This window comes from Acinetobacter sp. 24-47-47, from assembly GCF_057737035.1.
In genome coordinates this window covers 2,355,381-2,376,516 of record NZ_CM173216.1, presented here as the reverse complement: position 1 = coordinate 2,376,516, position 21,136 = coordinate 2,355,381, and the positions used below count along the sequence as shown (strand labels likewise).

General features: G+C 38.1%; 19 protein-coding genes. 13 read left to right on the top strand and 6 right to left on the bottom strand.

Going from position 1 to position 21,136, the window contains the following annotated elements:
- Positions 1-29: 29 nt before the first annotated feature.
- The 4 genes from AC1M9E_RS11115 to AC1M9E_RS11100 form a co-directional block, all read right to left on the bottom strand.
- Positions 30-773, bottom strand: a complete 744-nt coding sequence (locus AC1M9E_RS11115; RefSeq protein WP_481612405.1) for an amino acid ABC transporter ATP-binding protein — start codon at positions 771-773, stop codon at positions 30-32.
- Positions 774-784: 11 nt separating this feature from the next.
- Positions 785-1,462: an amino acid ABC transporter permease gene (locus AC1M9E_RS11110; protein ID WP_180028741.1), complete on the bottom strand. Its 678-nt coding sequence runs from the start codon at positions 1,460-1,462 to the stop codon at positions 785-787.
- Position 1,463: 1 nt separating this feature from the next.
- Positions 1,464-2,306: an amino acid ABC transporter permease gene (locus tag AC1M9E_RS11105; RefSeq protein ID WP_481588018.1), complete on the bottom strand. Its 843-nt coding sequence runs from the start codon at positions 2,304-2,306 to the stop codon at positions 1,464-1,466.
- Positions 2,307-2,375: 69 nt separating this feature from the next.
- Entirely contained in the window at positions 2,376-3,275 is a 900-nt protein-coding gene (locus tag AC1M9E_RS11100) for an amino acid ABC transporter substrate-binding protein (RefSeq protein WP_481598038.1), read from the bottom strand.
- A 458-nt stretch (positions 3,276-3,733) separates the two neighbouring features.
- On the opposite strand from AC1M9E_RS11100, the gene AC1M9E_RS11095 reads away from it, so the two are divergent.
- The 5 genes from AC1M9E_RS11095 (at position 3,734) to hisG (ending at position 8,082) form a co-directional block, all read left to right on the top strand.
- Positions 3,734-5,185 (top strand): RNA polymerase factor sigma-54, encoded by a 1,452-nt coding sequence (locus AC1M9E_RS11095; RefSeq protein WP_481590809.1) that lies wholly within the window; start codon positions 3,734-3,736, stop codon positions 5,183-5,185.
- A gap of 188 nt (positions 5,186-5,373) precedes the next feature.
- Positions 5,374-5,706: a ribosome hibernation-promoting factor, HPF/YfiA family gene (gene hpf / locus AC1M9E_RS11090; protein ID WP_035268921.1), complete on the top strand. Its 333-nt coding sequence runs from the start codon at positions 5,374-5,376 to the stop codon at positions 5,704-5,706.
- A 142-nt stretch (positions 5,707-5,848) separates the two neighbouring features.
- Complete coding sequence (gene ibaG / locus AC1M9E_RS11085) at positions 5,849-6,100, top strand: BolA family iron metabolism protein IbaG (RefSeq protein WP_488224792.1); 252 nt, start codon at positions 5,849-5,851, stop codon at positions 6,098-6,100.
- 7 nt (positions 6,101-6,107) lie between these two features.
- A complete protein-coding gene (murA, locus tag AC1M9E_RS11080; RefSeq protein WP_180000148.1) occupies positions 6,108-7,367 on the top strand; it encodes a UDP-N-acetylglucosamine 1-carboxyvinyltransferase in 1,260 nt (419 codons plus the stop codon).
- A 4-nt stretch (positions 7,368-7,371) separates the two neighbouring features.
- The gene (hisG, locus tag AC1M9E_RS11075; protein WP_488224791.1) at positions 7,372-8,082 is read left to right on the top strand and encodes an ATP phosphoribosyltransferase; all 711 of its coding nucleotides are present in this window, start codon (positions 7,372-7,374) and stop codon (positions 8,080-8,082) included.
- 55 nt (positions 8,083-8,137) lie between these two features.
- Here hisG and AC1M9E_RS11070 read toward each other — a convergent pair whose 3' ends face one another.
- On the bottom strand, positions 8,138-8,767 hold the full coding sequence (locus AC1M9E_RS11070) for a hypothetical protein (protein WP_488224790.1): 630 nt from the start codon (positions 8,765-8,767) through the stop codon (positions 8,138-8,140).
- Between the two features lie 164 nt (positions 8,768-8,931).
- On the opposite strand from AC1M9E_RS11070, the gene hisD reads away from it, so the two are divergent.
- The gene (gene hisD / locus AC1M9E_RS11065) at positions 8,932-10,233 is read left to right on the top strand and encodes a histidinol dehydrogenase (RefSeq protein WP_488224789.1); all 1,302 of its coding nucleotides are present in this window, start codon (positions 8,932-8,934) and stop codon (positions 10,231-10,233) included.
- 150 nt (positions 10,234-10,383) lie between these two features.
- A complete protein-coding gene (gene hisC / locus AC1M9E_RS11060; protein ID WP_035268929.1) occupies positions 10,384-11,475 on the top strand; it encodes a histidinol-phosphate transaminase in 1,092 nt (363 codons plus the stop codon).
- Positions 11,476-11,523: 48 nt separating this feature from the next.
- Here hisC and pabB read toward each other — a convergent pair whose 3' ends face one another.
- Positions 11,524-12,870, bottom strand: coding sequence for an aminodeoxychorismate synthase component I (gene pabB, locus AC1M9E_RS11055; RefSeq protein WP_488213550.1), 1,347 nt, complete (start codon positions 12,868-12,870; stop codon positions 11,524-11,526).
- A 246-nt stretch (positions 12,871-13,116) separates the two neighbouring features.
- Here pabB and filA point away from each other — a divergent pair, with 246 nt between their 5' ends.
- The 6 genes from filA (at position 13,117) to filF (ending at position 21,133) form a co-directional block, all read left to right on the top strand.
- Positions 13,117-13,986 (top strand): putative pilus system protein FilA, encoded by an 870-nt coding sequence (gene filA / locus AC1M9E_RS11050; protein WP_092768589.1) that lies wholly within the window; start codon positions 13,117-13,119, stop codon positions 13,984-13,986.
- Between the two features lie 183 nt (positions 13,987-14,169).
- Positions 14,170-15,003 carry a putative pilus system C39 family peptidase FilB gene (gene filB / locus AC1M9E_RS11045; protein WP_035268934.1) on the top strand — a complete coding sequence of 278 codons (834 nt, stop codon included), beginning with the start codon at positions 14,170-14,172 and terminating at the stop codon, positions 15,001-15,003.
- A gap of 65 nt (positions 15,004-15,068) precedes the next feature.
- Positions 15,069-16,277, top strand: coding sequence for a putative pilus system protein FilC (gene filC, locus AC1M9E_RS11040; protein WP_092768595.1), 1,209 nt, complete (start codon positions 15,069-15,071; stop codon positions 16,275-16,277).
- A gap of 12 nt (positions 16,278-16,289) precedes the next feature.
- Positions 16,290-17,957 (top strand): putative pilus system OmpP1/FadL family transporter FilD, encoded by a 1,668-nt coding sequence (gene filD / locus AC1M9E_RS11035; RefSeq protein WP_180028732.1) that lies wholly within the window; start codon positions 16,290-16,292, stop codon positions 17,955-17,957.
- Positions 17,957-19,213: a putative pilus assembly protein FilE gene (gene filE / locus AC1M9E_RS11030; RefSeq protein ID WP_481608035.1), complete on the top strand. Its 1,257-nt coding sequence runs from the start codon at positions 17,957-17,959 to the stop codon at positions 19,211-19,213. The genes filD and filE overlap by 1 nt, the downstream gene beginning before the upstream one ends.
- Before the next feature lie 12 nt (positions 19,214-19,225).
- Entirely contained in the window at positions 19,226-21,133 is a 1,908-nt protein-coding gene (gene filF / locus AC1M9E_RS11025) for a putative pilus system protein FilF (protein ID WP_481608034.1), read from the top strand.
- Positions 21,134-21,136: the final 3 nt, after the last annotated feature.

Here is a 21,136-nt window from a genome sequence, read left to right as displayed (position 1 = left end):
TCGCGAAATTTTTGGATTCATTCTGATGTTTAGTGCACTGCTGAAATCTTCTCTAAAAAGTATTTTGTTCTTTCATGTCGTTCTTGTGGCTTATTAAAGAAGTCATCAGTCGGGCAATCTTCTAGAATTTTACCTTGATCCATAAATATCACTCGATCTGAAACTTTTTTTGCAAATCCCATTTCATGGGTAACACACATCATCGTCATGCCTTCTTTTGCAAGTTGGCTCATGACTTCAAGCACTTCACCGACCATTTCAGGATCTAAAGCGGAAGTGGGTTCATCAAAAAGCATACAGACTGGGTCCATACAAAGACCACGTGCAATCGCGACACGTTGTTGTTGACCACCTGATAGTTGTCCTGGAAATTTATCTTTGTGTGCTGTCAAACCGACTCGATCCAAATATTGTAAAGCCTTTATTTTAGCTTCCTCAGTTGAGCGATTAAGTACTTTGATTTGTCCTATTGTTAGGTTATCTAACACAGTCATATGAGGAAAAAGTTCAAAATGTTGAAATACCATACCTACTCTAGATCTGAATTTTGCTAGATTCGTTTTAGAGTCTTTTAAAGCGGTACCATCAACGATAATATTTCCTTGTTGAAAAGGTTCTAAAGCATTCACTGTCTTAATAAGTGTAGATTTACCTGAGCCAGATGGACCGCATACAACGACAACTTCACCTTTGTTGATAGTGGTTGAGCATTCGCTAAGTACCTGAAAATCTCCATACCATTTGGATACATCTTGAATTTCAATCATTGGCATTTTGATTCTCCTTATCGAATAATGGCTATTTTTTGATGTAAGCGTTTAACTAGTCGCGAAAGTGCAAATGAAATGACAAAATAGACGACAGCAACAACTAGATAGAAAACGGCTTTGGTTTCCGAACCATAGGTATTAGCTAAAGTATTTGCATTGCCTAAGAAATCTGGTGCACTGATGACATAAACTAAAGAAACATCTTGAAAAAGAACAATGGATTGCGTCAATATCACGGGTAACATATTTCTAAAAGCTTGGGGTAAAACTACGTATGACATTGTCTGGCGATAATTAAACCCCAAGGCATAACCTGCATTCACTTGTCCTTTAGAAACTGATTGAATGCCAGAACGGACAATTTCTGAAAAAAAGGCAGCCTCAAAAATAGCGAAGGTTACTACACTTGAAAATAAAGGTCCCCAATAGGTGTGATATTGGAAATCGAAAAACTTAGGAAGTAAAAAGTAAAAGATAAAAATAACTTGAATGAGGGGAACACCTCGAAAAAAGTCGACATAAAATTTTGCAAATCCACTGGCAATTTTATTATTCGATAGACGCATCATCGCGATTGGTGTACCAAGAAGAATCCCACCAATAATTGAAAGAATGGTTACTGTAACTGTGAATTTAAAACCAGCGATCAAACTTGCAACAACATCGGGATGAGTTAGAACACTGAAGTCCATTTTATTTACCTCCCGAACCTAGACCTGGTACCGCCATCCGTTTCTCAATCCATGCCATTAGGTATTTAATTGAATAAGTGATGATGAGATAAACAGGTGTTGAAAGAATTAAAATGACCACGTCTTGAGAGGTTTCTTCTCGCATTGTTTTGGTATATGCAAAAAAATTCAAAACACTTAAGGCAAAAAGTACGGCTGAATTTTTAAATACATTCATTGCTTCTGATGTCAGTGTTGGCCAAACGATTCGATAAGCCACTGGCAGAATGACATAACGATAACTTTGGTTTAAATTTAAACCGATCGCATAAGCTGCATTTTTTTGACCTTGTGAAACGGTATTAATACCTGCTCGAACCTGCTCAGCAATCCTTGCAGCGGTATATAGACCCAGCGCAAAAACACCAATAATTGCTGGATTATTATTTAAAATATTTTGCCACCATCCGCCAGAAACCATTTCACCACTTCCAGTACTCATACTCAATGGTAGAAGTTGAGGGAAAACGAATGCCCAGAAAAATAATTGAACAATTAAGGGTATATTTCTGAATAACTCTACATAACAAGTCCCAATGAATGACAGTAATTTATTGGGTAATGTGCGCATAATGCCAATAAGTGAACCAAGTAAAAATGCGATGAAAAAGGCAATGACAGCAGTCCAGATCATGGTCCAAATACCTGATCCAAGTATCTGTAACCAGGTCGGTGCATCAGCAACAGCTGAATAACTTGAACCTCCAATCGCACTACAGATAGATTCAGCCCAATCTTTTTTATCAACGCCATATTCGTTGGATGCCAAGCAAAATGACGTCCAATTTAAAGAACCAACAGCCATTGAAATTCCCTGCAATGGTTACGAGAAAAAAGGGCTTAAGTGTTTCTATTTAAGCCCTCATAATTTTTGTTATTTAATCCCTGCATCATTCGGAGATGCTTTTAATTTTTTAAATGAGCTACTCATAGGCATGTTTAGATTGATATTGCGTGGTGGAATAGGTGATAAGAACCATTTTTTATAAAGGGTATCCATTTGACCATTTTTCCACATTCCAGTTACCACACGATCTGCAATCGCTTTAAACTTGGCATCGCCTTTAGGCAGCATAATTCCGTAAGGTTCTGACGAAAGGACTGGACCTACAATTTTAAAATCTTGAGGTTTTGATGATTTGGCAATGAGCCCTGCAAGAATATTGTCATCCATAACAAATGCAGCTGCACGTCCCGAAGCGACCATTGCAAAAGAATCAGCATGATCTTTACCATAGACATTGGTAACTTTTATTTTTTCTCCTCGTGCACCCATTTTGATGTATTTATCCGAGGTTGTTCCTTGCGTTGTGGCAACGGCTTTACCATTTAAATCACCTAAATCTTTGAAAGGCGCTGAAGCTTTGACTGCCATACGTACTTCAGTGGCAAAGTAATTTGTAGAGAAGTTGACTTGCTGTTGTCGCTGAACAGAATTGGTTGTTGTGCCGCATTCCATATCAATGTTTCCAGCGAGCATTTCAGGAATTCGCGTGGAAGAAGTAACCGCTTTATATTCAACTTTTAAGTTGGGGAGTTTTAACTCTTTTTTTAATTCGTGGGCTACGTTATTACAGATATCGATGGCATACCCCATAGGTTTACCACCAACAATATATGAGATTGGATCAGAAGATTCACGATACCCGATGATCACTTTTCCATTTTTTTTGATTTTCGCAATGGTGTCAGTAGCATTGGCTTGACTCATTGTTCCACCAGCGATGATGAAGCCTAATGCGCTGAGAAGGACTTTACCAGATAGACTTTTCATCAAGAAATCTCCATGTCTTTTAATATATCGTTCTTATAATTTTGACAGTTCTCAAATTTGGTTGAAATCTATTCAAAATAAGCTATTAATTATTTTTATACTTTCTATGAGAATAAGTAAAGAATAAAAAATACTCGAAATTCGAATGAATTTAGATTTTTTGATTAACGCGAAACAAATCATGAGCTTATAAAACCTTGATCATGAGTAAGTGGTTTATTTTTAATCAACCATAACTGCAGATAACGCTAAAAAATTATTTTTTTAATTTAAACTTGAGTGTTCATATTTTTTTTGAATATTAATTAAAAAAAAGTGGTTGAATTATAATGTATTTTATCCTTATTTGTTATTAACAATTAAGACTAATTGATTAACCTAACACTTGAAACTTATGTTATAAGAATTGTAGGCATGATTATTGCTTAAATAATAACGATGTTAGGGGGTAATGATTAATGAAATTAGCGTTAGGACTAAAAGTATCCAATTCTTTGTCTTTGACACCCCAACTCCAACAAGCGATCCGACTTTTACAATTATCCAGCTTAGAGTTGGAGCAAGAAGTTCAATTGCAGTTGGATAGTAATCCCTTACTTGAGAAAGTGGAAGACGATTCCCCAATGCAAAGTTTGGAGGAGTTGAATCAGGAGCAGTCTGCTAGTGATCTTACTCGAGAATTAAATGCAGATCATTTACCAAATGATTTACCTGTAGATACTGAATGGGATGATGTCTATACTCATCAATCATCATCAATGGAATTACCAGAATATGAAGAACGTGAGGATAATCGTTCAATTCAAAATACACTGAAAGATCATATTTTAGAGCAAGTTAATCTCCTAAATTTCTCCCAAACTGATCTTTTGATTGCCTATTGCATCGTAGATGGTTTGGATGAAAAAGGCTTTTTAGATGAGAGCGTTGAAGAAATTCACCACGCAGTGCTGACTTTACTCGCACAGATGGATATTGAAGAAGATGTTGAGATTGATGAAATTTTAGTGGTGTTGAAACATATTCAAAGACTAGAGCCGATTGGCGTTGGTTCACGCAATCTTGTGGAATGCTTATATGTTCAGCTTCAAGTTTTGCCTAATACCTTACCATGCCGTAATGACGCGTTATTGTTATTGCAGCATTATGAATTATTGATTGCCAATGACCTAAATAAATTACTGAAGCAAACAGGTTTTAAACTTGAACAGTTAAAAGCAGCAATACAACTTTTAAAATCATTACAACCCTATCCAGGTCTAATGTTTGAGAATAAAGAATCTGATTACCAGGTACCTGATGTGGTGGTGGCAAAGAAAAATGACAGTTGGCATGTGCACTTAAATCCGGATATTTTGCCAAAATTACGCATCAATCCTTATTATGCAAATATGATTCGTCGAGCTGATCAAAGTGCAGATAATCAATATTTACGCAATCAAATGCTTGATGCTAAAAATTTTATTAAAAGTGTAGATGAGCGCCATAAAACGCTTTTAAAAGTAGCGACATGTATTGTTCAGCATCAACGAGATTTTTTGGAGTTGGGTGCTGAAGGAATGAAACCTTTGGTATTGAGAGATGTGGCGGAGGAAGTCGAGTTACATGAATCAACAGTATCTCGTGTAACCACGAATAAATATTTACTTACCCCGAGAGGGTTGTTTGAACTTAAATATTTTTTCTCAAGCCATGTTGGAACAACGTCAGGTGGTGAAGCGTCTTCAACTGCGATCCGAGCAAAAATTAAAAAGTTGATTGCTGAAGAGAACCCAAGAAAACCATTATCTGATAACAGTTTAGCTAAGTTGTTAAATGAGGATGGTATCGATGTTGCACGTCGTACAGTCGCAAAATATCGCGAATCGTTACATATTCCTGCATCATCCGATCGAAAAGTCTTGATCTGAAATTTGAAGTGTGATTATTCTAGAGGTTCATTATGACGAAATAATGAATCTCTTTTTTTTAGTTACACGAGGTTTAGCCAGCATGATTTCATGACTTAAATTTGCAGAATAATTCTATGTTGAATGTTCTGTCATGCAATCACATGGCTTAACTCAATCAAATCCTTTAGAAGGAGAGGGATAGGATTATGCAAATAACAATTCGTGGACATCATTTAAGTATTACTCCTGCAATAGAAGAGAATATTCGTTGTAAATTCGCCGAAATGACCAAGCACCTTGATCAGGTCAATAGTATGCAGGTGAAACTCACAAAGGATCACCAAGTCGATAAGCGTTCGAAAAAAGGAAGTTCGAATCATATCGCTGAAGCAATCGTGCGTTTACCCGGCGTCGAACTTTTTGCTCAAGCATCTGGCGATGATATGTATGCATCAATTAAAAAATTAACTGAGAAAATAAAAAGACAGTTAATGCGATATCGTAAAATGCAAATGGCTTTTCAGCCGCTGCCTATATGACGGTATGTAGCTGAAAATAAAAAAAGAGGTATATTGCCTCTTTTTTTTATAGATAAATTGTATAGCAGATGAATTCATTGAATGAGTTATAGTAAAATAATCCGTTTTTACACAATCGATCGTCCCATGAGAGGTCTTTGCAATGAATAGTGAACAGCTCACTGAAATCTTAAAAGCTGCTTTCCCTTCTGCTGATATTGCTGTAAGTGGACAAGGTGGGAAATTTGACCTCCGTATTGTAGATGATCTGTTTGAAGGTAAAAGAACAGTTGCTCGTCAACAAGCAGTTTATGCTCCTCTTAACGAATATATTAAAAGTGGTGCAGTTCACGCTGTAACCATACGCGCAATGACAAAAGAAGAATGGCGCAAAGCTAGTCTTTTCGGAGCTTAAGGAATAAATGGATAAATTTCTAATCACTGGTGGTAAAAGACTAGAAGGCGAAGTTCGCATCTCTGGTGCAAAAAATGCTGCATTGCCACTTTTAGCAGCAATGATTCTTGCTGAAACACCAATTACGCTCAGAAATGTACCCAAGCTTAAAGATGTTCATACGCTTGTAAAATTAATTGCAGGTCTTGGGATTACCATGAAGTATGAAGGTGACACTGTAGTCGCTGATACTTCAACCCTTGATAATCAATTTGCACCATATGAACTCGTAAAGACTATGCGAGCGTCTATTTTGGTGCTTGGCCCATTACTGGCGCGCTACGGTAGTGCAAAAGTATCTTTACCTGGTGGTTGTGCTATTGGCTCACGTCCTGTTGACCAGCATTTAAAAGCATTAGAAGCTTTAGGTGCGGAAATTGAAGTCGAAGCAGGCTATGTCAATGCAAAAGTTGATGGTCGCTTAAAAGGCGGTGAAGTTGTTTTCGATATGGTCACTGTAGGTGGGACAGAAAACATCCTCATGGCTGCTGTTTTAGCAGAAGGTGTTACTACCATCCGTAATGCGGCTCGTGAACCTGAAATCACTGATCTTGCACAAATGCTCATAAAAATGGGTGCGAAGATTGAAGGTTTAGATACGGATACATTAATCGTCACTGGTGTAGAAAGTTTGCATGGTTGTGAGTATTCAGTTGTTGCTGACCGTATTGAAACAGGATCTTATTTAGCGGCTGCTGCTATTACGGGTGGACGAGTTAAAACGACACATACAGATCCATTGCTGATGGAATCAGTGTTGGATAAATTTGAAGAAATGGGTGCAGAAGTTACGCGCGGTGATGATTGGATCGAACTCGATATGATGGGTAAGCGTCCTAAGGCTGTTAGTTTCCGTACATTGCCTCATCCAGATTTTCCAACAGATATGCAAGCACAATTGATGGCGGTCAATGCAATCGGTCGCGGGTTTGCAACAATTTCAGAAACGATTTTTGAAAACCGTTTTATGCATGTACCTGAATTGTCACGTATGGGCGCTAATATTCAGGTTGAAGGTAATGATGCAGTTGTAACAGGAGTTGAAAAACTTTCAGCTGCACCTGTTATGGCAACAGATTTGCGTGCTTCATTTTCTTTAGTTTTGGCTGCTTTAGCTGCTGAAGGAGAGACTTTAATTGACCGTATTTATCACATTGATCGCGGTTATGAAGATGTTGAAGCAAAATTACAAGGTTTAGGTGCCCAAATTAAGCGAGTGAGCGAGTAAGTTAATGAGCGATATGAGAAACGATGATCCTAATTTTGACGTAATGGGCAATTTTGATCATGGTTTAACCTTAGCATTGAGTAAAGGTCGTATTTTAAAAGAGACATTGCCATTGCTAGAAACAGCAGGGATTAATCTTTTAGAAGACCCAGATAAATCGCGTAAATTAATTTTTCCTACGACGCATAAACATGTTCGAATTTTAATTTTACGTGCATCTGATGTACCAACTTATGTAGAAAATGGTGCGGCTGATATTGGTGTTGCAGGTAAAGATGTACTGATGGAACATGGTGCACAAAATGTCTATGAACCATTAGATCTTAAAATTGCAAACTGTAAGTTAATGACAGCGGGCAAAGTAGGTATGGAGCGTCCGAAAGGTCGTTTGAAGATCGCGACCAAGTACGTGAATTTGACGCGTCAATACTATGCGAGCTTAGGTGAGCAAGTTGATGTGATTAAACTTTACGGTTCGATGGAGCTTGCACCATTGGTTGGTTTGGGTGATTACATCGTTGACGTCGTGGACACAGGTAATACGCTTCGCGCGAATGGCTTAGAGCCTCTTGAAGAAATTTGCAAAGTGTCTTCTCGTTTAATCGTGAACAAAGCGAGTTTTAAGCGTAAGCAAGCCTTACTTAATCCGATTCTTGCACAGCTTGAAAAAGCAGTGGAAGAAAGAGAAAAAGCAAAGCAGGTTAAAACTGCTTAAGATTGTAGATTTTTTAAAAACCGTCCGAAAGGGCGGTTTTTTCATTGGTGAGATTTTATTGAACTATTATGTAAGTTCTAATTTTTTTCTTATAAAGTTTGTTGTTTTCCACAAAGGATTCTTTATTAAAATCTAGTAATTCTAGGACTTCGCGTATGGTTATATTTTGCATAAAATCATTTATGAGTTGTATATATAGATTATTCGTAAATTGACTATATTCGACTCTTAAAGTATTAAGATCTTCATCGTCTGTTAACTCGTACAGTATTAACGCTTTGGAAGATACATTTGTTACGTTGTCTCCGAGCCTTCGAACAAGATCTAAGTAATCCATATCCGAATAATCTCTAATCGCTATATTGCCTTCTCTTAAGCGCAGGTATCCAGAAATATCAGCAAATAATTTAATATCATCATTGATCGCTAATAATAGTTTTTTAGCTTCATCTGCAAGAACTAGTTTGTTATGTTGCTGCTTCCAATTTAAAAAGCCGATAATGGCAATAATTGGTGTTAGTACATATGCAGTAACCGTTATTATCTTTTCAATACCATCACTTGTTACAGCACAGGTCAAAGATTGACCCTGACAATTAGAAAAATATTGAAAAAATCCACAAATGGCTAAAACTACAACATAAACACCTAAATAGTATCCAACATATTTTTCTATATCTTTCATCAATTTCCCCCGAATAAAAAATGAATAATTTTAAGAATATAGCTCAAATGAAAATTCAATTTAATCAAAAGTTATTTTCAATCACCTCAATCTCTTTTGGTTGAATGAAGATACCCACAAAACACCAGAAAACAGGTAAACTAAAGCTTCCCGTTTATTTTATTGTGGATAAATTGATGCGACGTTTATCGACTCAAGATCAAAACTTCAAGCAAGACTTTGCAGACTTGCTCGCTTTTGAAACCGTGAGTGACCCAGAACTTTTAAAAACAGTAGATCAAATCATTGCCGATGTACGTCAACACGGTGATGCTCATGTTCTAAAACTCACACAACAGTTCGATCGACATCCAGCGCATCAATTTTCAGATTTAGAACTGACTCAAGAGCAACTTAAAGCTGCATTTGATAATTTAACGGCTGAAGTTCGAGAAGCTTTAGAGTTGGCTGCAAATCGTGTCCGTGAATTCCATCAGGCACAAAAACAAGATGGTTGGACCTATGTTGATGCTTTGGGTAACACCTTAGGCCAAAAAGTGACGCCGCTTGACCGTGTTGGAATTTATGTGCCAGGTGGTTTAGCTTCATACCCATCATCAGTACTCATGAATGCAGTTCCTGCACACGTCGCAGGAGTGCCTGAAATTATTATGGTTGTGCCTGCACCAAATGGTGATTTAAATCCATTGGTGTTGGCAGCTGCGTATTTGGCAGGTGTCACTCGAGTGTTTACGATTGGTGGTGCGCAAGCGGTTGCAGCATTGGCCTATGGTACTGAAACCATTCCAGCAGTAGATAAAATTACTGGACCGGGCAATCGTTTTGTTGCAGCAGCAAAACGCGCCGTATTTGGTCAGGTAGGTATTGATATGATTGCAGGTCCTTCAGAAATTTTAGTGTATGCTGAAGGGGACAATAATGCAGAATGGCTTGCAATGGATCTTCTGTCTCAAGCAGAGCATGATACTGTTGCTCAAGCTGTATTTATTACGCCAGACGAGCAACTGCTTCATGATGTCGCGATTGCAATTGAAGAGCACTTAAAAGCACTTCCTAAAGCAGAAATCGCACGAACTTCTATTGCTAATCGTGGTGCGCTTGTTTTAGTTAAAGACCGTGCCGAAGGTGCAGAATTGATCAACCAAGTTGCCCCTGAACACTTGATGCTATGTTTAGATGAAGCACAAGAAATGGCTGAAGGTATTCGCCATGCAGGTGCTATCTTCATGGGGCGTTATACGCCTGAAGCAATTGGTGATTACTGTGCAGGTCCGAACCATGTATTGCCAACCTCGGGTACGGCACGTTTTTCATCACCACTCGGAGTGTATGATTTCCAAAAGCGTTCAAGCTTAATCATGTGTTCAGAGGATGGCGTGAAAACCTTAGCGAAAACAGCAGATATTCTTGCACAGCAAGAAAACTTAGATGCTCACGCTCGTTCAGCACGATATCGTTATCAGTAATTTAAGCGATAAATTTAGAATGAATATTCCTCTCTAAATCTGTTTTTAAGCATTGCTTGAAATCGAAATGCAAGTGAGGTTAGGTGAAGGTAATTAAAAAATCTCTCCCTAACCTCCTTAGTCAGTGAGGGGAATTTAGAGAATTTAAAAATGAATATTACAGTAGAGCAAATGCGTTTTTGGAGTCCCGAAGTACGTGAACTAGAGCCTTATGTGCCTGGTGAACAACCCAAGATCCAAAATCTTTTAAAATTGAATACCAACGAGAACCCGTATCCACCATCTCCAAAAGTTGTAGAAGCGGTACAACAAGTTTTAGCAAATGGCGCGGATGTTTTACGTTTGTATCCTGACCCTGACGCATCGGAATTAAAGCAAGCAATTGCGAAACAGCAACATGTTCCAGTGGGACACGTGTTTGTTGGTAATGGTTCTGATGAGGTTTTAGCTCATATTTTTAAGGCATTTTTTGTTCAAGATTTGCCAATTCTTTATCCAGATATTACCTACAGTTTCTATCCTGTTTATAGCCAATTTTTTGGTGTGAAAACTCAAATTTTGCCTTTAAACGAAAAATTTGAAATTGTTGTGGATGACTATAAGCAACCAAATGGCGGCATCATTATCACCAATCCAAATGCCCCTACCAGTATTGCACTTGGTTTGTCTGCAATTGAGGAAGTACTTCAATCGAACCCAAATTCAGTGGTTGTGATTGATGAAGCATATGTAGACTTTGGTGCTGAATCTGCAGTGGCTCTCGTAGAAAAATATGACAACTTGGTGGTCTGTCAAACAACTTCGAAATCACGTTCGCTTGCGGGATTACGGGTCGGGTTTGCGATTGCACAGCCGCATTTAATTGCAGCGTTAGAAGCGGTAAAAAATAGCTTCAATTCATATCCAATGGACCGTTTTGCGATTGCCGCTGCAGTGGCGTCTTTCGAGGATCAAGCCTATTTCGAAGCGCAAAATGCCAAAGTGATTGCTAGTCGTATAAAGTTAGTTGAGCAACTGAAATCCTTAGGGTTTGATGTGTTGCCTTCTGCCGCAAATTTTATATTTGCAACACTGCCTAGCAAAGATGCAGGTCAGCTTGCAAATGAATTGCGAGAGCGTGGCATTATCGTAAGATATTTTAATAAACCACGTATTAATCAGTATTTGCGTATCACCATTGGTACAGATGAGCAAAATCAACGTTTAGTAGACACCTTGAAGAATGACATTTTAAAAGTGTGAGTGCTGCAAATTTTTGTTGTTGAAAAAGCGACCAGATAGGTCGCTTTTTTATGATTCGTACCATTGATTCATCAGTTTTAGCATGGCTTCAACCTTATCAAAGCATTCTTGATATTCTGCATCGCAATCTGAACTGATTGTGACACCACCACCAGCCCAAATAGACACATCTTGCTGATATTTTTGAATTGTTCGGATCAAAATATTCCAAGAACCAGTACCATCAAAATTGAAATAACCAATAGAGCCACAGTATGCACCGCGTGGGGACTCTTCAAGTTCTTCAATAATTTCCATCGCTCGAATTTTGGGTGCCCCCGTTATTGAACCGCCGGGGAGCGCTGCGTGTAAAACATCTAATTGATGAACATCGGATTTTAACGTCGCTTCAATTTCACTGACCATGTGGTGGACTTGATTAAAGCTTTCAATGTTAAATAATTTTGGTGTCTTGACAGTGCCAGTTTCTGCATAAATGCTTAAATCATTTCTGAGAAGGTCAACAATCATTAGATTTTCGGCTTTATCTTTCTCAGAGTTGATGAGTGTTTGTTTTGATTCTTGGTCTTTTTGAGGATCTTTAAAGCGTGGCATGGTGCCTTTGATCGGTTTAGTGATCATTTTTTTATTGGGTCTAAACTCGATAAATAACTCAGGTGAACAGCTCAAAAGTTCAAGGTTATCAATTTTAAGATAAGCAGCATAAGGAGCATTTGTGAGTGCCCAAAAAGGTTTAACTATACTCAGTAGCTCACCTTCAGCTTGTGCTACAAATTCTTGAGTTAGGTTAATTTGGTAACAATCCCCAGCAACAATGTAATCTTGTACTCGTTGAAATGCAGTTCGATATTGTTGTTTAGTCCAACGTGCTTGCATGGGTGAACTGAGTTGAAATGATGATGGACTAGATTGCTGAAAACAGTCTAATAATCGTGTATAAAGGCACTCGGCATTATGTTCAGTGCTATAGAAAACCCAATCATTATTTTCATAAATCAAATAGCTTTCATACAAGCCAAAAAACAATTGTGGTTGTTTTTTTACCTTGGTGTTGATTTGAAAATTTGCTGCAAAATTATAATCATAGTAACCAATGTAACCGCCTCTGAAATAATGGCTTGCAGAATCTGGAAGTGAATTTTCGCTACATTGAACAAAATCTTTGAGTGAAGAAAATTGGCTTTCATACTGATAATTAAAATCAGAGCAACGCACAAATTGACTGAATCCGCCGTTTATATAAACGCAATATTTTTTTGGCAAAAATCCGATAATCGGTAAATCCTGATTTTCAAGATATACCAATCCTGTCAATGAACCAATTTTTTGCAAAAAATCAGCTTTACTTAGTCCTGAAATTTTTAAGTTTTGTTTAAAAAATGAAGCACTTACCATTTGTGACTTGTTACACTCTTTTCAGAAAATTTGCATCACCCATTTAATACTAGTTCACACTTATGCCATTTATCGGGAATAGGTCGAATTTTCTTAACAGATATTGATCATAAGATAACATAAGGTTAACTTAATACTGCAAAGCGAACTGCTCAAGGATGAAGTTTCAGTCGTTAAATTATAAAAACTTCAGAAACACGGAGAGCAGTCAAAAAAATGAAAAAAATGCTCTTGGGAGAGTACATAATGAAATTATTCACAAAATTGGCTTTAGTTTCTTCAATGGCGGTGAGCGTGAATGCTATGGCGATGCAGGCAATGGATGATGCATCACTCAGCGCAACGACTGGTCAAGATGGTATTACTATTGCCATTGATACAACTGCTGGTATCGAAATCGATAAGTTATATATTCATGATAATGATGGTTTTACAAATAGCGCTTTGACATTCGGTGATACGACCATTAATACAGCTGGCACTGCTGATCCAACAATTGGTGCTGGTGCAATCACGGTTAACGGTTTAACGATTTCAAAGGGTACTGGAAATACTCAAAACTTAGCAACGTTGAAAGTTGATGCCGCAGATGTTGGTGGTCAAGCGGTACTTAATGTTCTTGCTGAAACTGGTGCTTTAGACATCAATGTTGGTTCTATTGGGGTTGCAAGCTCTGGCACTTACAGTTCTGATGACAATGTTCGTGGTGTTGTTGAAGGTTCTGAAAAACAAATTATTACAGGTTTAACATTATCATTGGGTGCAACCAAAGCAAACGTTCAATTAGGTAATGCACCTCAAGGCGCTATGATTGTCGTTGATTCTGAAATCACTGGTGGTTTATCTACAAGCTTAACTATTAATGATACATCTACATCGGGTGGTGGTAGCATTGGAATCGAGGGCTTGAAAGTTACAAGTTCAGGCAGTAAAAACCTGAATGCTGACGCCAAAATTGGTGTAACAAAAGATGGATTATATATCAGCCCAGCTCAATCACCATTGAATGCTTACATCCAAAAAGTTTCTTTAGGTGAAGCTAATAAGAGTATCGGTTCAATCGAAGTTCAAGGTTTGAATTTGGGTAGCACTTCAATCAAAATTTCTGGTCACTAAGTTTTTATACAAAAAACGCGTGTTGATCACGCGTTTTTTAAATTTTGCGAATTTGAAATTAAAAAGTAAAAGTACTGTATTTTTAGGATGAAAAAGGTATTCTGAATATAAGAATAAATGTGAGTGCAAACTCCAACTACAGAATCATAAAGGCAAGTACGCCGAACTAGAACAGTTAACATTATGATAGAAATTACTTTAGGCTCTGCAATCATGTATTTTTTTGCGAGTCATGCTCTCGAAATTAAAGAAAAACCACGCGAAGCAGTTTATTACAGTGAGATTGCAGACTCACGACATCTATCTTATACAAAAAATCACCGTGAACCTGTAGCTATCAAGCCGGCTATCGAAAATCAGTTTAGAGGAATAGTCCGTCAAGCGTATGACTATAGTTGTGGTTCTGCGGCGTTGACGACAGTTCTTAATGGTCACGCTGGTCTAAATTTGACAGAACAACAAACCATGGAGGGATTGTTGCGATTTGGCGAGTATGATCGAATCATTGAGCGTAGAAGCTTTTCATTATTGGATATGAAGCGCTTCGTCACTGCTTTAGGTTATGAAAGTGGGGGTTACCGTGGTGAATTCAAAGACCTGATTAAACAGACACAACCTGCTATTGTTCCAATTCACTATGCAGGTTTTAAGCACTTTGTTGTATACAAAGCATATAAAGATGGAAGGGTTTATGTTGCTGACCCTGCATTAGGAAATATCAGTTTTGATGAAGCACGATTTAAAGAAATTTGGGAAAACAATACCTTATTTTTAGTGAACGTTCCTGAATCTCAACAGACAGATCTATTGGCATTACAAGAAACAGATTTAAGACATGTCGATGATGCAACAATTAACCGTTACGCCTTAGTTGATGCACAATTTTCGTCAGATTATATGAATAAAATCGCAGATAAAGCCTCAACTATGCGTAAAGTATTAGATCTTGATCCCAAATCTCCAACGTATAATCAACCCATTACAACATATATGCGGCTTTACTATAAACGTAAGTAATTTAAATGCAATTAAATTGAATTGAAACAAAATCCAAATAATGAAGAATTGTGGTAGGAAGTAAAATGAATAATCAATGGACGAAAAGAACGCTACTCGCAATCAGTATTCAAATGATTGTCACAGGCGTCTATGCAGCACCCGAAACAGTTGAAGCTCCATCAGAAGAGAATATTTCTCAAGATACTCAAAATAATACTGAAAATAGTTCTGCGACCGAGCTTGAACAAGCACAATCAAGTTATACGGCAGAATCTACTGAAAATGTTGATGCAACACCTTCTCTTAAGCCAGGTGTTGAAGGGCAGGCTGCAAATGCACTCCAACAAAAAGAAGGTGATGCGACGCAAGAGACTAACTTGCAGGAGGTTTTTTCCTCTAATGAGCGACAATATTCACTGATTAAGCGTGGTGAGTTTTCAACGTTCTATGATCTTGATTATTCGTACTATCGGGATTCACAAATAAATGCTTCGATCGATGAAGGACAGTTGTATCAACTTCGTATTGATGAAGATGCAAATCATACGATTACCAATACCATCACAGCGCAATATGGTTTAAGAGATAACATCACGCTAAACGCTTCAATTCCATTGGTTGCAAAGTCTGATAGTGTCAAAGATACGACCACTGCTGGTTTGGGTGATATTAGTTTAGGGGCGCGTTGGGAGCCATTTCCACTGAAAGAAGGTCGTTTGCCACTTATTTTGTTTGGTAATCTATCGACAAAAACAGGTGATAGCCCCTATGAAATTAATCCTTTGACGGATCTCTCAACAGGTAAGGGGTATTATTCAGTTGGTGTTGGTGCAAGTACAAGAAAATATATTGATCCAGTTGTATTGTTTGCGTCAGTATCAACAAATTATGGTTTTAAAGAATCTGGCTTAAATCAAATCCGAGGGGGAGGAAATACTCAAGGTGAAGGTTTAACTGGGCGTAACCGTGTTTTAGATACTTTTGAACCCGGTGTTACGGCTGGATTCTCGTTCGGGTTTGCATATTCATTTAACTATGATGTCTCCTTGACCATGTCTTATCAGCAATCGATGAACATGGGTACCAAATTTACATATGATACAGGTGAATATTACGAGCCTGCGACTCAGACCAGCTCTATGTTTGCGGTGGCACTCGGTGTACGTGTTAGTCCGAAGACGATTGTCAATGGAACGATAGGTATCGGTTTAACTGAAGACTCTCCAGATGTGTCTCTCGGCCTATCGTTCCCATTAGATATACTTGGCTTCGGTAAGAAAAAAGCAAGCTAAAGGAGTTCGGAAATGAGTCAATTCCGTTTGCATCCTTTAGTTACAGCAATTGTTCTGAGTGGATGTAGTACGCAAGTCTTTGCACACCTTGGGCAGAATTTATCTGTAGATGTACGCTCATTATCAATGGGTAATGCTGTCACTGCAGATCCACCCGGGATTAGTGCAATTCACTTTAACCCTGCGGGTTTAACCAAACTCAAAGGGTTACAAACCGACGTTCAAGGCTTAGTTGCTAATTTTGATATTCAGCGTGAATTTTCCGCGCCATCAGGTTATGACGTCTTTGGATATTCTGATGATCCATTAATCTGTAATGATGCGCTTGATAATCCATCAAACCTCTGTACTGATTTTAAGGATTCTGTGAGAGGTGATGTCGAGTACGCATCCTTATATATTCCTGTATTGAAAAAAATGGTGGATTTAGGAGAAGGATGGCCAGTAGCAGCTCCAACTGGAGGGATCTCCTACAATCCACCAGGATCTAAGTTTACTTTCGCTACTGCAGTTTATGCACCTCTGGTTGCAGGTTTCGGTGCAGAAGATGGTAATCCGGGTAACTTCATGGGGCAGCAAGTTGCCATGGAGCGTATTACATATTTATCGCCATCGATTGCTTATCAAGTAAATGATGAACTTTCGATTGGTGCTTCAGTGGGAATGTCTTATCAAGCCATTGCCATGAAAACAGATTTGCGATTTCCAAATGAAATGATAGGTCTTCTTAGGATGGTGGATGAGTCTGTCTGTGCCCCTTTCCGTGGAGGAAATGACAATATTGTCACGAATATTTTGCTATTCGGCTTATGTAATACCAATGAGGGCATGAATCCATTTTCAACCTTTGGAAAGATCAATGTTGAACTGGAGCAGAGTTTATCTCCAAGCTACAACTTAGGTGTCTTGTGGGAACCCACTGAAGAGTTTGGTTTGGGGCTGGTTTACCAAAGCGGTGCTAAAATGCGCTTAAAGGGTAAATATATTGTAGAAAATGGAAACGCATCCCGAGAATTAATCAAAGGACTAAACTCCTCACCTACGGGGCAAGTTTTGGCAACCATACTTGGTTTTCCGAACTATGTACCTGCGATTGAAACTGGTCTAATGTCTATGGATTTAGAATATCCAGCACATTTCCAAGCAGGGATTAAGTACAAAGTATTCCCGGACTTACAGGTAAATTTCGATGTGGGATGGACTGACTATGCGGCTTGGGATAAGTTTAAATTTGAGTTCGATCGTCAAATTTCTGCTCTGAAAATTGCAAAACTGTTATCTAATGATGTAACAGACTCATCTTTATCTCTGCCTCTAGGTTTTCAATCTCCATGGAGTTGGGGCGTTGGCGTTGAATATTCTGCCAATGACCGTTTGAAATTCCGTGCTGGTTATGAACCTAGAACAAGTGCGATCCCAGATGGAAAGCGGAATACAATGGTACCGATCAATAATGCACAATTGTTTGGATTGGGTATTGGTTACCGTTTTGATGAAGATACAGATATTGATTTATCAGTCGGGTTCCTTCGGAGCCGCGATAGAATTCCAGCGGGATCAAGTAGCCTAGCCAATCTAGACGCCGTGGATAATTTATTACTTAATCCATATGCTGGCTTAAATGTATCGACGAATACCAAAGTTACGATTTTAGGTATAAATTATAGAACGAGATGGTAATGGACTTAAATCTTGAGCAATTTAAACAAATAAAGACAAGAGTAAGCCAGTCTCTCGGTTGTGTCTTATGCGCAGGTTCTTTTTTAATATGTCCTACATTGAATGCCCAAGACTTTTACACAATTATAGGTCCAGATGGTAGACCGATTGTCATCGAAAGAGCTGCATCTAGTGCTCAAAAAAACGAATCTATTAAAAATCGAAAATCAATTCAAAGAGAAAATGTTCAGCCAAAAATCATTCAAAACAAACCAGCAGATGAGCCTAAAAAAATACAGGTTGAAATCGCTCAGCCGAGTATTAAAGCTCCTACAGCGAGCAAATCAGTTGGGCGCAGTCAAAATGACAATGTTGAACAATCAACAGTGAGTGTTGAAAAAAAGACTCAAGATCAAATGACGAAAATTGATCTTGCACAGACTAAAGTCAATACGAAACATGAGCAGTCATTAACAAAAAATAAATCTACACACGATCAAAATTCTAAAGAAAGCGTTCAACGTGTTGAGCAGATTTCAGATAGCAAAAAAGCAGGTGGTTCACTGAAAGCTGAAACAGGAAGTCCTGTAACTCTGATTGATGGTGTTGAATACATTGATCATGAATATCTTGAAGATCGTGAGTTTAATCTGGAAGGAAGAAAACGGTTTTATGTAGTTCCTGATACGCAGGGTGTAGGTGCAGCTCGTTTTGAAACAATTGAGCGACAAAAAGGGATTACCAAAGCCGTTTTATCTCAGTTCCTACAGCCGACAGAGCCTACAGCGAAAGAAGCAATGGCTTTATCGAGTACGTATATGCGTATTGAAGCAAAAGATCTTGCGGAATCTTTGGAACATACATGTTTTAAAGATAAAAAAATTCAGAAAGCTAAGCGTTTGAAGGGTGCTCAAGATGAAATTGGTTTATGGCCAGTTGCGCCATTGAAAGAACGTTTTGCTTACGAGGTGGTGGAGTTAGATGAATCAATTGATCAGATTCAAATTCAATCATTTGCTTCATCTCAAAATAACCCAACTTTTTATTGGCCGATTGCAGTATTTTTGGATCAGCAAGGTTGCATTTTAGAGGGAGCGACTGGTTTTAAAAGTACAGATACTCAAGCCAACGTCACGACATACTCTGCACTCGAAGGTATATTAAAAAAACCACCTCAAACACGATATTTATTACTCACCCCTTTAGTCGAATCAATTGATATTCAAAATCAAAAACTCGTGAATACTGGTCAGCTAAAGCTCAAGGCCATCAAATAAAAGAGAACTAGAATGAAAAAGTCTAATATTATCCCATTCACGTTTTCCACGCTTTTTTTAGCATTGACTGGATGTGGTGGAGAGAGTGCTAAAATAAATGAAGATCCTAACCGTGGTTCCGTTACAACCTCTAATGGTTGTTTAACCTCAAATGATGCTAATTGTCTGGGATTTGTCTTGGACTATCCTGTAGAGGGACTAAAGTTCGATTGTAGTACTGACAAATTGAATCACTATCGAACTGAACTCGATCCTAATGTTGCGATTGGTTCATGCAAAGTGGGAGACAAAGTTACATTTTATATTCAGGGTGAAGCCAGTGCTCGAAAAATTGAGTTAGGGACGGTCGATTTAGGTTCAATTGTGCCTAAGAAAATGAGCGATGTTTATATTCAGATTGGTGTGCAAGATATGGCTCAAGGGCTAACTGGTAAGCCAATTGAAAATTTTAATATGTCCGATCCTACCTATAACGCAATGGTCGGAATTACACGAATTTTGCAAACATTAGGTGTAGATCAAATCAGTAATGTGCCTGGTGATATACAGCAAGTTGTGCTTTCAAAAGACAATTTGGATGGGCTTCAAGTGATCAGCCAAAATATAACGGCCAATGAGTTCAAAAATGGCAGTTATGTTCAGATCCTGAAACCATGGTTAGATGTCGATAAGGTATCAATTGATGATGCGGAAAAAGTAGCACAACAGATCATAAGAATGAGAAGTGTGGGTATTTATCAGGCCAATCACTTACTCTTTATTGGACAAAATACTAATTTCGCAGGGTTTCACGGCTCAAGCCTAAACAATAATCAAGCAATTGCTGATATGAGCGTAATTACTACGCGCGAAGGTTATGCGAGTGGTTATCTCTCACAGTGGAGAGGGAAACCAATTGTTACGGGTAGTAATACTTCAGAAGAGTTAGCACGAGTATTATTAATCAATCAAGTACCACCTGAAAAATTAGATGTCGTTTCTAATTCAAAAGATTGGTTGAATAATATCTCACAAAAAATACAAAAACCTTTAGTTTTTAAAAGTATTGAATCTTCAAATGACAAATTAGAAATCTATAAAGGAACTCTGTTTGGTCAATCCATTATTCCTGGTAATCAGTATGCTTATCAAGGCTTCTTAGACAGCAAGGATACACCTACAAGCACTGAGGTATATGGGGAGTGGCGTCAAGATGTCAATTCTGAGCGCTATACAGGTAAGCTTGATATTCTAAAATACAGTCCAGTGAGCTATTTAGATCGTAAAGTGTTCAAAACACGTAAAAATGTTGAAGTTGGGGATCAAATTATTTTCCCATTATACGCAGATTTAGTGTTTAACTTTAATGATAAAACGATTCCATCACAAACAGTGAGTATTGTCATTGATGAAAATGGAGATATACGAACCAATCGTACTGCATCGAGTTTAAAATCTACCACTTGTCCAAGCATTAAGAATACTTCAACCATGACCGATGAATTGGATGTTCAACAATTCATTGTTGGTACGACAGGCACAACATATTCAACTGCAAATGATAAATCTCTGACAATACGTATGATTCTAGCGAATCCAATTTTTGGGAACCTAAATGGGGTCAGAGCTGGACTAAATAACAGACCAGACTTTGGAGTCGATTCTAATAGTGAACTTGTGTCATCTGGAGGTGTACGTTTAAATTTACAAAACTTAATCGTAAATAATGACATAAGAGCGGGTATTAATATCACGAGTTGGGATACTAAGGGCTCTACAGCCGCAGCTGAATGGGTGAATACGCATGCGACATACCAACACACGTACAATTCGATTCCAGAGAATAAACCAACGACTGAACAACTTAATCTAGCAAAGCTTAGAACAGGAACAATTGAAATTGCTTTAACACCTTGTTATCAAATAGGTCGAAAAGCTTAACCA

Excerpts from the sequence above, each read along its gene's own strand:
- AC1M9E_RS11115 (WP_481612405.1), bottom strand. The coding sequence starts at position 773 with ATGCCAATGATTGAAATTCAAGATGTATCCAAATGGTATGGAGATTTT.
- AC1M9E_RS11110 (WP_180028741.1), bottom strand. The coding sequence starts at position 1,462 with ATGGACTTCAGTGTTCTAACTCATCCCGATGTTGTTGCAAGTTTGATC.
- AC1M9E_RS11105 (WP_481588018.1), bottom strand. The coding sequence starts at position 2,306 with ATGGCTGTTGGTTCTTTAAATTGGACGTCATTTTGCTTGGCATCCAAC.
- AC1M9E_RS11100 (WP_481598038.1), bottom strand. The coding sequence starts at position 3,275 with ATGAAAAGTCTATCTGGTAAAGTCCTTCTCAGCGCATTAGGCTTCATC.
- AC1M9E_RS11095 (WP_481590809.1), top strand. The coding sequence starts at position 3,734 with ATGAAATTAGCGTTAGGACTAAAAGTATCCAATTCTTTGTCTTTGACA.
- hpf (WP_035268921.1), top strand. The coding sequence starts at position 5,374 with ATGCAAATAACAATTCGTGGACATCATTTAAGTATTACTCCTGCAATA.
- ibaG (WP_488224792.1), top strand. The coding sequence starts at position 5,849 with ATGAATAGTGAACAGCTCACTGAAATCTTAAAAGCTGCTTTCCCTTCT.
- murA (WP_180000148.1), top strand. The coding sequence starts at position 6,108 with ATGGATAAATTTCTAATCACTGGTGGTAAAAGACTAGAAGGCGAAGTT.
- hisG (WP_488224791.1), top strand. The coding sequence starts at position 7,372 with ATGAGCGATATGAGAAACGATGATCCTAATTTTGACGTAATGGGCAAT.
- AC1M9E_RS11070 (WP_488224790.1), bottom strand. The coding sequence starts at position 8,767 with ATGAAAGATATAGAAAAATATGTTGGATACTATTTAGGTGTTTATGTT.
- hisC (WP_035268929.1), top strand. The coding sequence starts at position 10,384 with ATGAATATTACAGTAGAGCAAATGCGTTTTTGGAGTCCCGAAGTACGT.
- pabB (WP_488213550.1), bottom strand. The coding sequence starts at position 12,870 with ATGGTAAGTGCTTCATTTTTTAAACAAAACTTAAAAATTTCAGGACTA.
- filA (WP_092768589.1), top strand. The coding sequence starts at position 13,117 with ATGAAATTATTCACAAAATTGGCTTTAGTTTCTTCAATGGCGGTGAGC.
- filB (WP_035268934.1), top strand. The coding sequence starts at position 14,170 with ATGATAGAAATTACTTTAGGCTCTGCAATCATGTATTTTTTTGCGAGT.
- filC (WP_092768595.1), top strand. The coding sequence starts at position 15,069 with ATGAATAATCAATGGACGAAAAGAACGCTACTCGCAATCAGTATTCAA.
- filD (WP_180028732.1), top strand. The coding sequence starts at position 16,290 with ATGAGTCAATTCCGTTTGCATCCTTTAGTTACAGCAATTGTTCTGAGT.
- filE (WP_481608035.1), top strand. The coding sequence starts at position 17,957 with ATGGACTTAAATCTTGAGCAATTTAAACAAATAAAGACAAGAGTAAGC.
- filF (WP_481608034.1), top strand. The coding sequence starts at position 19,226 with ATGAAAAAGTCTAATATTATCCCATTCACGTTTTCCACGCTTTTTTTA.